At 72.2% G+C, this 17,546-nt stretch carries 1 protein-coding gene; it reads right to left on the bottom strand.

Annotation, left to right across the window (positions count from 1 at the left end; genetic code table 11):
• Positions 1–88 precede the first annotated feature (88 nt).
• Positions 89–17,449 (bottom strand): hypothetical protein, encoded by a 17,361-nt coding sequence (locus P3T34_RS08345; RefSeq protein ID WP_280665361.1) that lies wholly within the window; start codon positions 17,447–17,449, stop codon positions 89–91.
• Between the last annotated feature and the right edge of the window lie 97 nt (positions 17,450–17,546).

Genomic DNA, 17,546 nt, shown 5'->3' with positions numbered 1-17,546 from the left:
TGGGCCCGCCAGTCGTTCACCGGCCATGATCGCGGCAGGAGGCCGATGCCGCCCAGGTCCCTGTTCGGGGACCCGGGACGGGGACGGGCTAGCTGGTCTCGCAGTTGGTGACCTTCAGGTCGGTGGCCTCGGGGCGCTCGCGCAGCCGCGCGCTCAGGGCGGGGGTGGTGGTGTGCCACAGCGCCCCGGTCGCGTCGAGGGGCTGCAGGCCGAGCGGGTGCAGCAGGTCGGCCTGCTCGGCGCTGCCGCCGGTGCTCACCAGGACGTCCTCGGCGTCCTCGTTGACGGCGACCCGGACTGCGCGCTGCATCAGCGCGTCGGTGATCTGTTGCTGCCGGCCCTGGCTGTCGTCCGGCATCATCGCGTGGATGTGCAGGATCCGGGGCGGTTCGTCGCCGCCCCGGCCGTCGGCCAGCGTGCGCAGTGGGCTGTCGGCGGGGAGGGCTTCGAGGCGGAGGCCGCCCACCTGGTAGCGGAGCAGGCCGCGCGCGCGGCCGTCGTGGGAGGGGTCGCTCTGGTCCCAGGAGACGGCCTCCAGGCGGCCGTTGATCAGATCCAGGGTGGGCAGGAGGGGGACGGGGACGGCCTGCGGTTCGGGCAGCTGTTCCTGCTGCGCGGGTTCGGTGTACTGGTGGGACAGGGCGCGCGGGTCGTCCTCCAGCCGGGCCGGCGGGAGGTAGCCGGCGCCGGTCCGGACGGGCGGTGCAGCGGCGAGCTCTTCCTCGGAGTCGGAACCGTAGTTGGCGTAGTTGGAGTAGTCCGCGTAGCTGTCTGTCGCATAGTTGCTCGTGGAGTAGTCGTCGTAGCCGTAGCTGTCGTTCTCGGTGCTTGGCTGTGCTGGCGTGCTGTCGTAACGGAAGCCGCCGCCGTCGGAGTGGAGTTGGTTGACGACCGCCACCAGACCCTGGCGGACCTGGTCGTTCTTCGGGTTGCGGCCCTGTTCGGCGAGTTCGATGAAGTACTGCGAGACGGCGGACTGCGGGTCCCGTAGCCGGCGGAAGGACTCGGTGACCGTGTCGAGGTGGGTCGGGTCGAGTGGCAGGAGGCCGTTGTCCGACTGGGCGGCGATCAGCTGCGAGAGCCGGTCCGATTCGCCCGCCAGTGCCGCGATCCAGGCGTCCAGCACCGCAGGGGAGGGCGCGGTGGCCGGCGGCCAGGTCGGCAGGTCCGTGAGCGCCCCGGAGTCGGACTGCTGCTGGGCGGCTTCGAGGTCGTCCCGCAGGCCGTCGACCGCGGACTGCCCGACGAAGCCGAGCGTACGGTAGGCGACCTCCGGCGGCAGCTTGCTGCGGGCGCCGGCCCGGGCGGCCTGGTCGGCGAGGGTGCCGAGCAGCGCGTCGTAGCTCTCGATCCGGTCGGCGAGCGCGGCCCAAGTGGGGCCTGCGGTCAGGGCGGTGGCGGTGTCGTGCAGGAGTTGCCGGGCGGCGTCGTCGTGCTCCGAGCCGGTCGCCGGGTGCAGCGGGCGGTCCGTCAGCAGCGGCAGGAACGGGCGGTCCAGGACGCGCAGCAGGTTTGCCGTGCCGTTGGCCATCACCAGGGCGGGCAGGGTGCCTTGGGCGAAGAGCCAGTGGAAGGCGGGCCGGGGCAGGTTGCCGACGTCCAGTAGCAGGACGTCGCCGGGGAGGAGCGCGGTGAGGGTGGTGGTGAGGTCGGGGTCGGTGAGCTTGGTGGTCTGCAGCCAGCGCCGTCCGTCGCTGCTCGGCGCGGCGGTGTTGACGGCGTCGGCCCAGGGCTTGTCGCCCGCGCCGATGACGGCGATGACGGTGGGCGGCGCCTCGGTGGGGAGGGTGGCGTGGAGGCCGTGGGCTGCGTAGCCGAGCAGGGTCCGCACGGGTGTCGCCTCGGCCTGGTGGAGCCCGTAGACCGGCATCAGGTCGACGGCCTGGGCGTCCAGGTGGTCGCGCAGGGCGGTGAGCCCTTGGGCGGCAGGTGAGTTGTGGAGGCCGCTGAGGTCGAAGTCGGTGTTCTCGTGGGCGCGGAACATCGCGCCGGGGGAGAGCAGGGCGTCCTCGATGGGGGGTTCGCCGAGGCCGAGGAAGGCGCCCTGTCCCGGGGTCAGGACCACGGTGGTCGGCTGCTGGCCGGGGCCGGGGCGCAGGATGAACTCGCGGCGGGCGGGCCAGGCGTAGGGCTGCAGGACGAGCAGGGCGTCGGTGTTGAAGTGGTCGAGGACCTTGCTGCGCTGGTCGAGGACGCTCTGCGCGGTGGTGTAGCCGTCGTCGTACTGCGGCGAGAGCCCGTCGAAGGCTCCGGTGATGGCGAGCGCCGACCGGGGCAGGCCGCTGGGCGGTTGGGCGGCCGTCTCGCTGTACGGGTTGAACTCCTCGTCGAGCGGCTGCTTGCGCCAGGGGCCGAGCGCGTCCTGGGGGGCGGAGCGGTCGGGCGCCTCGGTAGGGCCGGGGAGCAGCTGGTCGATCCGGGAGGCGGTGCTCGGCGGGTAGGCGACCACGACCTCGCCTCGGTAGCCGAGATCGCGCAGCGACTTGAGTACGGCGACGGCGGAGGACTGGTGACCCATGCCGGGACCGGCGGAGACGGCGAGGGTGAGGGTGTCCAGGCTGTTGAGGTAGTGCTGGACCTGGGCCAGCTGCTCGGCGGGGTCGAGTTCCAGGACCGGGACGGGCTCGACCGCGAGAGCGGGGGCGGGGGCGGGGGCCTCGAAGGGGTCGAGGACGCTGAGTGCGTCGGAGTCGTCGGACACCTCGCTCGCGGTGTCCGAGCCGACCGAGGAAGACATCACCGCGCCGCTGAAGGTCACCGTCGGGGTGGTGTGGTCTTCGAGGTCGATGGTCTCGATGGTGAAACCGGGGGTGGTGACCGTGGGGCTGGGGGCGGGCGACTCCTCGATCTCGATGGTCTCGACGCTGTACGTGGGCGCGGTGTTGACGGTCAGCGCGGTGACCACCACGGGTGTCGCGGGGGCGCTGGTGGTCTCGGGGGCGTCCAGGTCGATGGTCTCGACGGTGAACGTCAGGATCGGAAGGACCGCCTCGGGCTCCTCGATCTCGATGGTCTCGACCGTGAAGACCGCCGGGGCCGGCAGCGTCGCCGCGGCGGCCGGGGCCGTCACCTGCACGGCGACCGGCGGCCACTGGGTGCCCAGCGGTTCGTCCTTGCTGAAGAAGGTCGCCCGAGGGGCGGTGACCTGCTGCTTCACCTCCTCCTTCGGGATCGAGACCGCGAACGGCACCACCCCGGAGGCCTGCGGGGCCGCCGCCTGCGCCTTCGCGCCGGTGCCGTGGTGGAAGGTGAAGCGGAACTTCACATGGCCGTCGAAGTGGACCAGCGGAATCGGGATCTTGGAGTTCGCGGTCACCCGGCCGCCGGTGGTCTGCTCGCCGCCCTTGCGCCGCCGGTAGCCGCCGCCGAAGGTGAAGATGGCGTTGAACTTGCCCGGCAGCTTGGAGAATTCGGCTCCCAGCTGCGCCATGAACTGTCCGTGCCGGGAGTTCAGCTTGCGCTCGGTGGTGCGTCCGGTGGTCTCGCCGACCAGCGCGACCTCGGCGCCCGGCTCCTCGCGGTGGAACGCGAGGTCGACCACCTCGGCGGTCACCGAGACCCAGGCCGGCCGGCCGTTCACCCGGAAGGTGGCGCTCTTCAGCTCATGGCCGGCCGTCAGCTGCGGCAGGTTCGCCCAGAGCTTCTCGCGGTTGAAGGAATCCATCACCAGGTTGGCGCGCTTGTGCCCGCCGGCCAGCGTCGAATCCCACACACCGGGGTAGTTCCGGCGGCCCTCGGCATCGATCAGACTCCGCAGCGAGCCGACGTCCGGCAGGTCGCGGATCGCGTGGTTCGCCGCGAGGCCCTCGTCCCAGACCTTGGCCGGCGGCACCTGGAGGGTCACCTGCTCGGCGCCGTGCACCGCCTGGACGGCGCGGTCCGTGGCGGTGACCGGCGTACCGGCGGTGAAGTGCGCGTCGGCGGCGTTTGCCACCTTGACGGCGTCGGCGCTCTCGACCAGTGCCTGGAAGCCCACCTTCGCGTAGCCGAAGGCGTGTTCGCGCACGCCGAACGAGGTCTTGGTCATCGCGGGCATCGTGCCGGTGGCCGCGGCGGTGTTGGCCTTGGCCTGGGCGTTCGTCCGGATCCGGTTGAACTGCGCGGCCAGCGCGGCGTCGTAGCGCCGCCGCAGGACGGCGATCTCGGCCTCGGCGCCGACCTGACCGGTCAGTTCCTGGATCTTGGCCTGCAACCAGTCGAGCTTGTGCTGCTGGGCCGGCGTCTCGACGGGGACCCGCTGGTCGACCGTCCGGCCCCACGGCCGCCAGCTGCGGCGGAACTCGAAGTGCAGCAGCGCCACGCCGTCGAAGACGCTGCCGGGCACCTTCGACTTGGTGCCGATGCCGATCCGGCCGGCGCTGACGCTCTCGGCGGTCTGGTCCTGCCCCGAGGTGTGGGTGACCGTGCCGCCGGCCACCACCGCCGCGGGCAGCACGCCGAGCGGGTCGGAGGCGCCGACCACCTGGACGGCGGTGGTCTGCGAGGCGCCCTTGGCGGCCGCCGTCAGGCCGTCCGAGCCGCCGGAGGTGACACCGCTGGTCGCGCCGCTGTTGAACTCGCTGGCCTTGGTGTTGCCGGTGTGCGTCATCTCCTGGACGCTGGCCGTCACGGTGACGCTGCCGTGCTTGAGCGCGATGACCCAGGGCTGGCCGGCCATCAGGGACTTCAGGCGCGGCTGGAGCCGGCCCGCGGTGAACTTCTTCGCCAGCTTGCTCTTGGTCGCGTTCCACGCCTGGGGCGAGCCGAAGACCTGCGTTCCGGTGGCGTCGAGCTGGTCGAGGACGGCGGTGGTGGCGTACTGGTCGCCGGGGGCGCGGAGCAGCGGCACGGTCGCGCTGGCGCTCGTGCCGGTTGTACCGGGGGACGCCTGGGACGCCGGGGGTGCCAGCGGGACGAGCGGTATCGAGCCGACCGGTTGCGGGACGGGCGGCTGCTGGACGGCCGGCGCCTGCGGGGCCGGTGTCTGTGCGGCCGGTGTCACGTTCAGCACGACCGTGGCGGCGTTCAGCACCAGCGAGTTCACGATGCCCGGCGGCGGGCTGTAGTACTGCGTGGGCACCGGCTTCTGCTGCGTCGCCGGGTCGATCGGCAGGTCGCGGATCGGGAAGGCGAACTCGCCACCGCTGTCGGCGGTCAGCGTCTGCGTACCGGTCGGGATGCCGAGCGGGTTGGAGAGCTTGACCTCGACGGTGAACGCGACCCGCCCCTTGAAGAGCGCCGCCGGTTCGACCGTCTTGCTCTTGGAGACCGCGTTGGCGGCGCTGTCCAGCGTGCTGCTGGTCAGGTTGTCCGTGTTGCGCGAGTGACTGGCGGTGGCCGAGATGTGCGGTGCCTTGAGCGCGAGGCCGACCGTCCCGGTCACGGTGCCCAGGTCGTCCGTCATGTCGCCGCTGGTGGCGGAAGACTCGGAGCCGACCTCGAACTCGAAGTCCTTGATCGACTTCAGGTACTCGGTCATCGTCGCCGTGGCCGAGACGATGGTGATCTCCGCGGTGACGCCGCCCGCGCTCACGGTGGTGCCCCAGCGCTTGTCCGCGGTCAGCGCGGGCACCAGCGGGCGCAGCGCGACCGAGTCGAAGTACGGGAGCAGGTCGTGTTCGACCCGGCCCCAGTGGTCGGCGAAGGACGGGCCGAGCGCGGTGTGCAGGGCGTCCAGCACGGCCCGGTCGTCGTGCAGCTTGGTGACGGCGTCGGAGGCGCCGATCTGGCCGTGCGCGCTGACCCGCTCGGGCGGCTGGTAGGCGAGCGGCGCGGGTGCGGTCGCCACGACGGGGGTGGGGGCCGCGAGCAGGGCCGCCGCCTCCGCGCCCGCCCGGGTGAAGATCTGCTGCCCCTCGTCCCCGTCCGCCACCACGTACTGCTCGGCGGAGGACTTGGGCAGCGCCACCACGAACCGCACGTCGGTGTGGCCGGTGACCGCGCCGGTGGCGGACCCGGCCTCGGACACCTGGACGTCCACCCGGGCGGTGGCCAGGTAGGCCACCATCGGCTCGGGGAACTTCGCGCTGGAGACGGTGCTCGACCCCTCGCCCGACCGGGCGCCCTCGCGGTGCCGGTTGGCGTACCCGCCGCCGATCATCGGGATCCCGAGCGAGGTGACCTCGTCGATGGTGTCCTGGTAGCCCACCTGGCCCTGGCCGCCGACCGTGCGCCAGGAGATCATCCGGCTGGCGGTGCCCTCCACCGCCTCGTTGAGCACGTTGAGTTCGGCCTTGTCGATGACCCGCAGGAACGCGAAGCTGCTCAGCTGCGCGGTGGCCGAGACCTGGGCGTCGGGCTTGCGCGGGCGGGTCAGCAGCGGGCTCTGGGCGGGCACGTTGCGGCTCATCGCGGGCAGCAGCGCGGCCACCCGGTCGCGGCTGAAGGAGTAGCGGACGGCCGGGCGCTGCTCCGACCAGTCGTTGGTGCCGAAGAACTCCCCACCCAGGTTGTTGAGCAGTGCGTTCAGGCTGGCGGTCGGCTGCTGCGCGGGGACGGGCAGCGGGCCGGCGAACACGTCGTAGACGACCGCGCTCTCCGGCAGGCCCGCCAGGCCCAGCGGGTCGAGGCCCCAGATCTCCGCCTTCGGCCGCCAGGCGGTGGACTGGGCGGCGACGACCGGCGGCTCGATCTGCAGCGGCGCGGGCGTGCGGGTGGTCGCGTCGAAGGTCTGCGGTGCGCTGACCGGCCTGGCCTCGGCGGCCTCGGTGAGGACCTGGAAGCCCAGCTCGGCGGTGGCCACGGCGGGCGCGGGCCCGGTCGGCACGCTGGTCGCGGTGGTGGCGAGCGCCGGATCGCCGGCGGTGGCCGGGTCCTTGCGGAGGCTGAAGGTCAGCCGGGCCACGCCGTTGAAGATCGCGCCGGGGACCTTCATCTTGACGGCGTTGCCGGCCCGCACCGAGAACTGGTCGATCGACTGCCGGTCACGCCCGTACTGCGCGGTCGCCGAACCGTTGAGCCGTAGTGGCGCCTCGTCGATGCCGGTCTGCTGGGCGGAGAACGGCGTCTGGCCGCTCCAACTGTAGGTGTCGGAGGACGTGATGGTGCGCGTCACGTCCGTTCCGGTGTTGAACTCGCTGGAGTCGGTGTTGCGCAGGTGGGCCAGCGTGGCGACCTGCGCGCTCACCAGGATGGTGCCGCGGCTCTCGCTGAGGGCGACCTCCATCGGTTCCCCGGCCATCATCCCCTTGAGGCTGGTGTGCAGGCTCAACAGGCTGACCTTGCCGAGGAATTCGTCCTTGACGTCGCGCCAGTCGGCGCCGAAGGTACGGGCGCCGAAGGCCTCCAGCGAGGACGACTGGTGGGCGTTGCCGAGCAGCGAGCGGACCCCGCCCTTGGTGCGCCGGCCGTTGGCGTCCACGGTGTAGACGTCCTTGACGACGTCCGAACCGCCGAGGCCCAGGGTCTGCTCGATCCGCAGCGGCGGCAGGTAGTCCTGCATGCCCTTGGGGCGCGGAGCGTGGTCCGCCTCGGCGGCGGGGGTGGCGACCTGCACCGGGAGCACCACGTGCAGTTGCGCGTCCGGGCGTCCGGTGGCGGCGACTTGTGCGCCGACCGGCAGCGCCAGGCCGAACCTGCGCACCTCGGAGAAGTCGAAGTCCAGCCGGATCCCGGCGTTGACGCGCAGCGCGGGCTCGGGGGTCTTGGCGCGGGTGAACATCCGGCCGCTGCTCGCCACCACCCGGCCAGTGATCTTGTCGCGCTGCACGCCGAGTTGGCCGGTCAGGGTGGTCTCGGAGGCGGGCTTGCCCTTGAGGATGAGCCCGCCGCCGAAGCGCGAACGCCCTTCGCGGAATGCACCGGTGGCGTCGAAGGAGTCGCTGCCGTCCTCGAACTCCAGCTTCTTGAAGGTGTCGACGGTGGTGGCGGTGGCGACGGTCGCACTGATCTCGATGTCGCCCTGCCAGCCGCCGACGTCCAGCGGCAGCTTCAGGTTGTCGCCGCGGGTCATCCCGGAGAGCAGCGGCTGAAGCGCGGCCAGGCTCAGCTCGGTCTCCAACTGGGCACGGGCATCCGCCAGTTGGTCCGGGGTGAGGACGCCGGTCAGGCTGTTCAGCAGCTGGACGACGACGAAGTCCTGCGGTCCGACGATGGGCAGCACCCGGTCGGAGGAGCTGAGTTGGCCGTCCACCGTGAGCCGGGTCGGCGGTGCGTAGAGGCCTGGGATGCCGGCCAGGTGGAGGGTGGGGTGCCCGTTCGGATCGTCGCGCAGAAAGGCCTTCACCGGACGGCCGTTGGCCGGACCGGCGGTGCCCAGCAGGGCGTCCTTGGCGGAGCCGCCGTACACCTCGAGGGTGAGGCCGAGCCCGTTGCCGAGCACCTCGGCGAAGAACGCGCGCTCGTCCGGGGTCGAGAGCGTCGCCCAGTCCCGTACCGCGTCCGCGAGTTCGGCCGCCGTCGGAGCCGGGCCTGCGATCGCGAGTGCGTCCGGGCGCAGGCCGGCGAGTGGGGTCGGGTCGTGGTGCTCGACCCAGTCGGCGAGGTGGGCGATCAACAGCGGGCGCAGCGCGAGGAGTTGCTGCGGCTGTGGGTCGTGCCGGAAGTCGGCGAGCACCCCGGCCGGGTCGGAGAGCCAGTGGTAGAGCGGGTCGGTCGGCGCGAGCGCGCCCGAGCCGGAGGCGGCGAGCTGGTTGCGGACGGCCACCGGGTCGCTCACCACGGCGATGTCCATCAGCTCGAACGGGCCTTGTGGGACCAGGACTTCGGGTGAGGACTTGGCCTTCTCGGGTGCCTTGGTCGGTGCCTTCTCCGGCGCCTTGGTCGCGGTCGTGGTTGCGGTCGTGCTGACGACGGCAAGTTGGGTGATGGTGGGCTGGACGGCGGCGGGTTGGGTGGCGACGATGGGCGTCGGGCCGGTCGGTTGCAGTGCCGAGTAGTGCGCGCCGCCGATGCCGCCGGCGTCCGTGCGGTAGAGATGCACGGACGGCAGGCCGACCTGCGGGTCGTAGTCGACGAGCTGGTTGGTCCGTCCGTCCAGCACCACCAGGTTGAGCCCGACCGCACGGGCCGTGACCTGCGGCACCTCGTCGAAGAACTGGGTGGTCCAGAGCGCGGAGTTGCGGATCGCCACGTCGACCATCGCGGACTGCGGCATGGCGCTCAGCAGGGCCGGGTTCAGCAGCTGGGTCGCCGGGCTGCCCGGGGTCAGCTGCAACGGGAGGGTGTAGACCGGCCGTACGAGCAGCAGCCGGTTCCAGGTCTGCCGGGAGCGGGCGCTGGCCGCGCTGATCGCCGCCGCGTCGCCGGAGGCCAGCGTGGCCGAGTCGTGCAGCGCGGTGGCCACCTCGTCGGAGAGCTGCTGGCGAAGCAGCGGTTGGTCCCGGTCGGAGGGCGCCCGGCCGGTGCGGCCGGTGATCTGCCACAGCTCGTCGGTGCGCACGTCGCCCAGCAGGATGTCCAGGTTGCTGCGGCCGGTGCGGTCGATCCCGGCGCGGTAGGCGGCGCCCTGCGGGCCGGTGAACCAGGCCGACGCGGTGTCGCGCAGCCCGGGCTGGTCCAGATCCTGGTGGCCCCAGTCGCCGAGCTGGTGGTGTGCCCCGGTCAGCAGCGAGGTGAAGAAGCAGTCGCCGTCGCCTGCCACGGTGAGGGCCTGGTAGCCGGTGCCACGGATGTCCAGCCCCTGGGCGAAGGTGTTGCGCGGGCGGGAGGCGATGTCGGCGACGCGCTTGACGGTCGGGGCCATCATGACCGCGCCGCTGAACGACACCTCCGCGGCACCTGCGCCTGCACCTGCGGCGGCGCTCGTGCCTGTGCTCGCGCTGGTAACCGGGGGCAGCGCGGAGGCGGAGGTCTGCGGTTCGGTGTCGGTGCTGGCCGTCATGGGCTCGGGACGGGCGGTGGCCCGGCCCGGCGTCGGCAGGAACATCACCCAGGCGCCCGGCCTGCCCTGCTCGTCAGGCAGCAGCCCGAAGCCGGCCTGCGCCAGGTTGTCGGTGACGAGCACGTCGGTCGTCGCCGCCCACACCACATGCCCCGAGCGGTCGGCCACCGACTGGCCGATCGCCAGCCGCTCATCCACGGTCGCGCCGGCCCGGCAGGCCGCCAGGATGATCTGTGCGTCGCCGCCCAGCGCGCCGAGGCTGGGCCGACGGGCCAGCACCTCGCCGAACTCCGGTCCGGCCAGCTCGGAGGTCTGCTGGGCGCCGTCCTCGCCCGTGGTGGAGACGGTCACGGCGACCCCGTTGCCGTGCACGACCGCCGTGTACAGCGGCCGGTCGGTGTCCCACGGGGTCTGCGCGAAAGAGCGGATGTCGTCCCCGGAGAACTGCGTGCGGCCCGGACCGACGGGAGCCAGATGGACGAACTCCGGCTTGCGGGCGTCCAGTCCGGTGAAGCTCAGCTCGGGGTCGAAGAGCCGGCCGATCGCCGAGCTGCTCGGCACGGTGTCGAGCACGCTGCTGATGATCGCGCCCAGCTCCACCGTGCCGCTCGGGAACGCTGGCAGCACGACCGGCAGCTCAGCCGATTGGCCAGTGGTGTCGGGGAGTTCGGAGAGGTCGTCCGGCTGCCGGCTGATCCAGTCCAGCACGTCCAGGTCGCCCCGGCCGAAGATCCGGTGGTGGTCGGCCATCGCGCTGCGCCCGTACCAGTCGCGCACCCGCGCGGCCCCGGCCGCGGACAGCTCCGGGTGCTCGCTCAGCAGGTCGTCCAGCTCCTGCTGTGCGTCGACCCAGGCCTGTTGGCGGCCGGCCTCCGCCGCGAGCTCCTCGGGCACCGCCGACAGCAGGTCCGCGAGGTGCCGCTCGACGGTCGTCAGCGCGCTCTCCACCGCCTCGGGCGCGTAGTTGGCGGCTCGCAGCTGGCCCAACAGGCCAGTGAGCTGCGGGAGTTCGGTGTTCAGACCGGCGGCGATGGCGGCCGAGGCCAGGTGGGCCAGGCCGGCCGAGAACAGGATCCGGCCCGGCAGGCTGTCGGTCAGCTCGGTGATCGTGGCGCCGACCTGCTCGGGTGCCAGCAGCGGGGTGCGCTGCTGGCCGACACCGCCACCGCCACCGACACCGTCACTGCGCAGCGGCTGCCGGTCAGCCAACTTCCTTGCCTCGGAGGCCAGTTCGGTGCTGAGATCGTCGATCTGCGGCTGGCTGAGCTGCTGGTCGGGGCCGTGTGTCGCCTGCCAGTGGTCGATCGCGGTGTTGAGCGCGTCGTCCAGCTGCGGCAGGGCGTCCGCCACCGTGTGGGCGAGCGTCAGGCGGTGGCCGAGGTCGGTGGCGAGGTCGTCCAGGGTGAGCGAGCGCCACTTGGGGTTGCTCTGCAGGGCGGCCGCGCGGAACTCGTGGTGCTGAGCGGTGAGCCAGGGGTCAGAGTGCAGGTCCTGCGGAGTGAGCTGATGGTCGGCCAGGACCTGGTGGAAGCGCTGGTCGACCGCCTGGGCGTGGCTGTGCAGGTCGCTCTGCGCGCTGATGTGCGTGTCAATGTTCTTGACCAGATCCTGGTACAGATAAGGCCAGTTGACGTTCATCTTGCTCACCTCGTACGCGCTCGGCGCGGCGTGCAGGTGCGCGAAGCCGGCCGCGACGCCGGCCAGGAACGAACGCTTGGCCGCATCCCGTACGGGGGCGGGCAGTTGCTCGTGGGCTGGCGAGTCGATGGCCGCCTCCGCGTCCGCGACGGCCTGCGCGATGGCCGCGTCATGCGCGATGGTGTACTCCGCGCGGCCCTGTGCCAGGTTCTTGAGCTGGAGGTACTCGGTGTTCCAGCGGTGCTGCACGGCCTGCGGATCACGCTGGGAGACAGGCGAGTTGAAGGTGCGGGCGAAGGCGCGCTCGGCATCGGACTCGAAGGTGCTGCGGATCGAGTCGAGCTGACTGTTCGTCAACTTGCCGTTGTAGCGCGGGGAGTCCAGTAGCTGGTGGAAGTCGTCCGCGAAGTCGGGGCGGACGGTGTCGAGGTGCTGCTCCTGGGTGATCTTCTCGTGCGCGAGATCGGCGCGGACCTGGGCCGCCGTGCCGGCCTGCTCGGCGGTGTCGAGGTGTTCGGCCGGGGGGAGTTCGCTCGTGAGGTGCTCCGGAGTCGCCGGTTGAACCGGTTCAACCGGCGACTCAACCGGCGACTCAGGCGTCGGCTCCGGTGCGGGCTGCGTGAGGTGCTCGGGGTGCGAGGGCGAAGGGCTGGGCACCGACGACGGCGCGCCCGGGTCCCGGGGCCCCGGGCGGCCCGGGGCGCCCGCCGCCTTGGCGAAGGCGTCCACGCTGGTCTGCTCGCTGCCGAGCCACTTGTCCACGTTGAGACTGCCGTCACCGGCGAGCTTGTCGTGCAGTTCGATCCAGTCGTGCTTGAAGTCCGCGATCTCCTGCGCGAAGCCGGAGCCGGCCGGGTCGCCCGCGTCGATCCCGTACGTGGCCGGGCCACCGAAGGCCTTGTCGAAGGCCTTCCCGGCGTCCCAGAGCGCCCCTTCGAGGTCGCTCTCGTGGGCGACCCGGCGGTCGGCGCCCTTCAGCAGGTCCGAGACGTCCTTGCGGAAGGCCTGGTAGCGGGGGTCCAACTTGTCGTTCACCAGCGGGCGTTCACCGGTCCGCAGGTCGCCGAGGTGCTGGTCCGCGAGTGCGGTGATCTTCGCCGCGTACTCGTCGCCGACCCGGCCGAGGCCCTCGTCGTCGGTGGTCAGGCCGTGGTCGCGGTAGAGCGTGTCGGTCATCGAGTGCAGGCTGTCGTCCAGCTCCTGGTGGAAGCGCAGCCGGTCCTCCAGGGCGTCCGGCTTCAACAGGTCGCCGGGCCGGCCGGGACCGCGCAGGTTCTCCGGCGTCGGCGTCAACTGGTAGCTGTGGTCGGCAAGATGGTCACGGATGGCCGAGCGCAGGTCGCTGTTCAGGCTCTCCTTTGCCTTGGTGACCACCTCGTCCGAGTAGCCGTGGTTCGCTCCCTCGTGGTCCAGCGCCGCATTGGCCTTCGGCAGCACGTCGAAGGTCAGCGAGAAGTGCGCCTGGAGGTCGGCGGTGGCGGCGTCGAGTGCGAGCTCCGCCTTCGGCTGCTCCTCGGAGAGGTAGTCGTGGAAGCCGCTGCCGCTCTGGTGGGCGTCGCCCAGCTTCTTCAGGACGTCGGCCCGGTAGCCGTCCACCGCGTGCGCGGGCAGCGCGCCGCCGGTCCGGGCGTCCGGCCCGGGGCGGTTGTCGCGCAGGGACTTCAGGTGGTCGAGCACATGGTCGGCGTGCTGCTGGACCTTGGCCGCGTAGTCGAAGCGCCCGGGCAGGCTCGCCGCCGGGTCGGCCGCCGGGTCCGCCGGCTCGCCGAGCGGCCGATCAGCTGCTTTGGTCAACTGGTCGGTGGTGTAACGGTCCTTGACCACCTTGACGGTCTCCGGATCGGCCCCCCGCGCGCTCGGGTGCTGGTCGACCTGGGTGTTGGAGCTGTCCTTCAGCTCCGACAGCTCGACCTTGCGGTCGAAGCGGGCGGGCAGCTCGTCCAGCCGGTGCGCGACCTTGTCGGCCCACTCCTGGTGCAGCGCACCGGCCTCGTCCGAGCTGAGCCCGTGCAGGTCGCGGCCGTCCAGCAGGCTGTGGAAGTCCTGCTTCAGCGCGCTGTCCACCTCAGAGAGCACCGAGGCGACGTCGTCCGGGCCGAGCTCGTCGTGGACCAGGCTCGATCCGCCGTCGCCCTCCCACTTCTGGAAGGCGGCGTCGACCTTGTCGGGCAGCGTCTCCAGGTCCCAGTTGCGGCGCTCGGCAAGGGAGATGACGTTCTCGGTGTGGGACATCAGGTTCTGCCGGCCCACGTCGATCAGGTGCTGGGTGGCGGCGTCCGGCGTGGGCTGCGGCCCCGAGTGCCGTCCAGCCGCCCAGCCGCCCGCGTCAAGCTTGCCGCCGGTGGCCACCTGGTCGTAGGCGGCGGCCCAGTCCTGGTGGAACTTCGCCTCCAGGTCGCCGACCGGCCCCTGCTTGCTCAGGCCCGGGTGCTCGTCCGTCATGCTGCGCCAGGCCGCGTGCGACTCCTCACTGACCTTCGGCAGATGCTCGGCGGCGCTGAAGAGCGAGGGCAACGAGCTTTCGACGCCCTTGAGTTCGGAGTCCAGCTTGCCGAGCGCGCCGTCCACCGCCCCCTTGCCGTAGCCCGCGCCGTTCAGCTCGGCGCGCAGGTCGGTGAGCACCGTGTGCAGCTTCACCGCGACCTGGTGCGACACCAGGTCCAGCGCCTCGGGCGAGGGCCGACTGCCGTCCGGTGCACGCCAGTTGGAGGCCGAGTCCAGCGTGGACCCGGTCTTCGGGCCGGCCGAGTCCTCAAAGCGGTAGCGGTCGGGCAGGGTGCTGGAGAGATCGTCGAGGTGCTGCTTCAGCCGGTCGGGCAGCGAGGGCCCGGCGCCGAGCGACTGCGGCTCGCCGGAGAGCTTGTCGAGCAGTGCGCCGGCGTCCTTGGCCGCCGCCGCGGCGGCGGCGCCGTGGGTCTGCGCGGATGGCAGCTCGCCGCCGCGGATGCTGTCCAGTTGCGCGTTGTGCAGGTCGTGCGCGGTCTGCGGCTCGAAGTCGTGCAGCTGCTGGGTGCTGTCCAGCTTGCCGTGCAGCCCCTTCATCAGCTCGTTCTCGATATCGCCCCAGGACTTGCGCACCGCAGAGAGCGCCTTGAGCTGCGCCTTCGCCTCGGCAGCCGGATCGCTGTGCGGCGCATCGCGGAGTTTGCCCAACTCGTCGTTCAGCGCCTGGTGGAAGGCGTCGTCGAGGTTCTTCAGCTGGTCGTTGTGCAGGGCGTCGAGCTCCTGCGGCTTCCACTCCGGGTGGGCGGTGCGCCAGCGGTCCAGCGTCTTGTCAAAGAGGCCCTTGGTGTCGGACAGCAGGTCGTGCGCGGTGGCGTGGAAGTCGCCCAGGCCGCGGACCCCGTAGGCGAGGTTCTCCAGGGTCAGATCCAGGTGGGTCTTTGCGCCGACCAGGTGGAACGGCTTGGACTCCAGCGGGCCGTGGGTCGCGTGGAAGGCGTGGTCCAGCTCGGAGCGGTAGGCGCTCGCGGCCTGCTCGATCGCACCGTCCGAGAGCCCGGCGTCCTTCCAGCCGACCTTGGCCTTGACGACCAGCTTGTCGGACTGGGCCGGCCAGCCCTCCTTGGCCAGGTGCAGCTCGCCGCGCCCGGGGAAGGTGCCGCCCAGCTGCTTGGCGCTCTTGCGGAACGCGTTGTCTGCCTTGCGCCAGTCGGACGGGCGGGTGCCCTCGCCGCCGAGTCCGTCGGTGTGCTCCTCGAAGGCGGCGCGCAGGTCCTGCTCGGCCTTGGCGTAGACCTCCTCGCGGGCGGTCGGGTCGAGCTTCTGCAGGCGCTTGGAGTGGCTGACGTTGCGGTCGAACTTCTGGCGGAACCGGTCGCGGGCCGCGTTGTACTTCTCCTCCAGGGCGAGCTTCTGGTGGTAGTCGGACTGGAGCTGCGTGGTCTTGTCGTGCCAGGCCTTCTGCTGGTCGGGCTCGCTGAAGTGCTCGTCGGGGGCGGTGTGTTCGGGGGCCGTGTGTTCGTGGGTGGGCTCGGCGTGGGTGGGGTCGGGGGCGGGCTGCGCGTGGGCGGGCTCGGCCGTCGCGGGTCGCTCGCCGGGGGCGCCGTCGTGCTCGCCGGGCCGGCCGGCGTCGCCCGCGCTGCCCGTGCCGCGCGCGCCAGCGTCCGCGTGGGTGGTCGTGTGTGGGTCCTCGCCGGGGGCCTTGGCGAGGTCGTTCGAGCTCTGGCCGGTCGGCGGCTTGGCCTCGGCGTCCGGCCGGACCGGGACGGGCTCCTCGGACCGGCTGGAGAGCGGCACCCGCTCGCCGGCACCAGCACCCGCACCAGCACCCGTACCCGCGCCCGCCGCCGGCTCGGCGGCCGCTGCGCCGCCGTCCCGGGTCGGCGCGGCGTCGGCCGAGGTGGCGAGCTTCTCGTTGCCGGTCGGCCGCACGCCGTCGTTGCCCGGTGCGGCCGAGGTCGCCGGCTCCTCCACCGCCTTCGGCGCGTCCGGGGCGGGCTGCGCCGTCCGTCCCGTCCCGGCGTCGCCAGCGCCGCTGACCGCGGTCTGCGTCTGCGGCTTGGCATCAGGCGCCGTGCCCGCAGGTGCTTCGCCGTCCCCGCTCGGCTGGACCGCCGGCCGCTCGTTCGGGCTCGCCGGCGCGGGCCGGGCGCCCTCGGCGGGCGTGCCCGGCTGCGGTCCGTTGTCCAGCCGGGCCGGCACGGGCGTACCGGTCGCCGGAGCGTCGGAGGTGGTGCCGCGCAGGCCGGGCTCGCCCGGCTCGCCGACCGCGGGGGAGTGCGCGCCCGAGCCGGTACCCTCGTCCGCGGGCGTGCGGACGGGCGGCGCCGAGGTCTCCGCCAGCGGCGAACCGTTGCTCTGCGGACCGGACGAGGTCGCCGAAGGGTCCGTCACGACCTCTGCGGGCCCGCTACCGGTGCCGACGGGCTCGTTGACCGGCGCCGGTCGCTCGGTCACCCCCTCCGGCGGGCCCACCGGACGGTTGACGCCGCCGGCCGTCGGCTCGATGACCGGCGCGGGCCGTTCGGTCACGCCCTCCGGCGGCCCGCCCGCGCCCGGTCCGGTGACGGTCTCGCTGCTGGTCGGCGCGTCCGTCACGGGCGCCGGTCGCTCGGGCACGTTCTCCGGCGGCATCGACACCGGCCGGTTGACGCCGTCGATCGGCACGTCCACGCCCGTCGTCGGATGCTCGGTGACCAGCGTGCTGTCCGGGCGCCCGGTGAAGCCGCCGTTCGGGACGTAGCCGCCCGGCTCGCCGCCGAGCACGGGGGTGACCGTCTCCACACCCGCCGGACCATGCACGGCCGGCCCGCCGCCCTCGGTGTGCACCCCGACGTTCGGCGTCGGCTCAGCGGTGTTCCCGAAAGTGTGGTCGCCGAGCTTGGTGATCACCGGTCCGGCGACCTCCGGGGCGTGCATCAGCAGCGGAAGCCCGCCCGCCAGCGCGAGGTTGGTGGCCTCGTTCTTCCAGAAGTCGGGGCTGCTGAAGTCGGTCGGCACGTGGTAGACGGCGTCGCCGATGGCCTGCGAGCCGAGGTCGATGCCCAGCTGGATGCCCGCCTGGCCGATCACGTCGACGACGACGTTGCCGGTGAACTTCACGGCCGACGGCAGGGCCTCGCCGATCGTGCTGCCGACGCTGGAGATGATGTCCACGAAGATGTCCGGCAGGATCTTCGACAGCGCGGCGCCGAGCGCCTCGCCGATCGCGCCGCCGAGGCCAGGGAAGAGCATCAGCGGCAGCGACAGGATGCTGCTGATCAGCCCCGCCAGGCCCTGGGCGTTGGACTGCGCCTCCTCCTGGGCCATCAACTGCACGATGTAGTCGCCGTAGGCGTTGATGTGGTTGCCGATGGCCACCGCCGAGGCGATGGCCGGCTGGAGCTCCAGGTTGTTCAGGTCGGTCCAGGTGTTCTCGACCACCATGTGCCCGTCGCCGGTCCACCGCATGCCGTGCATGGCGGAGTCCATGCCGCTGACCTGCTCCCAGAGCTGGTCGCTGAAGTCGATCCAGGCGTTTCCGAGGTCGTAGATCGGCGAGACGTCGAAATTCGGCTGGTAGTCGCTCAACGCTCATCCACCTTGGGGAACGGGGGTACGGAGGTACGCAGTTACGGAGGTCGGAGGTCGGAGGTCGGAGGTACGGCGGGACGGAGGTACGTGCGGA

Origin of the sequence: Kitasatospora sp. MAP12-44 (genome assembly GCF_029892095.1) — a bacterium.
Classification (GTDB): Bacteria; Actinomycetota; Actinomycetes; order Streptomycetales; family Streptomycetaceae; genus Kitasatospora.
This window is presented reverse-complemented; position numbering and strand designations above follow the sequence as displayed.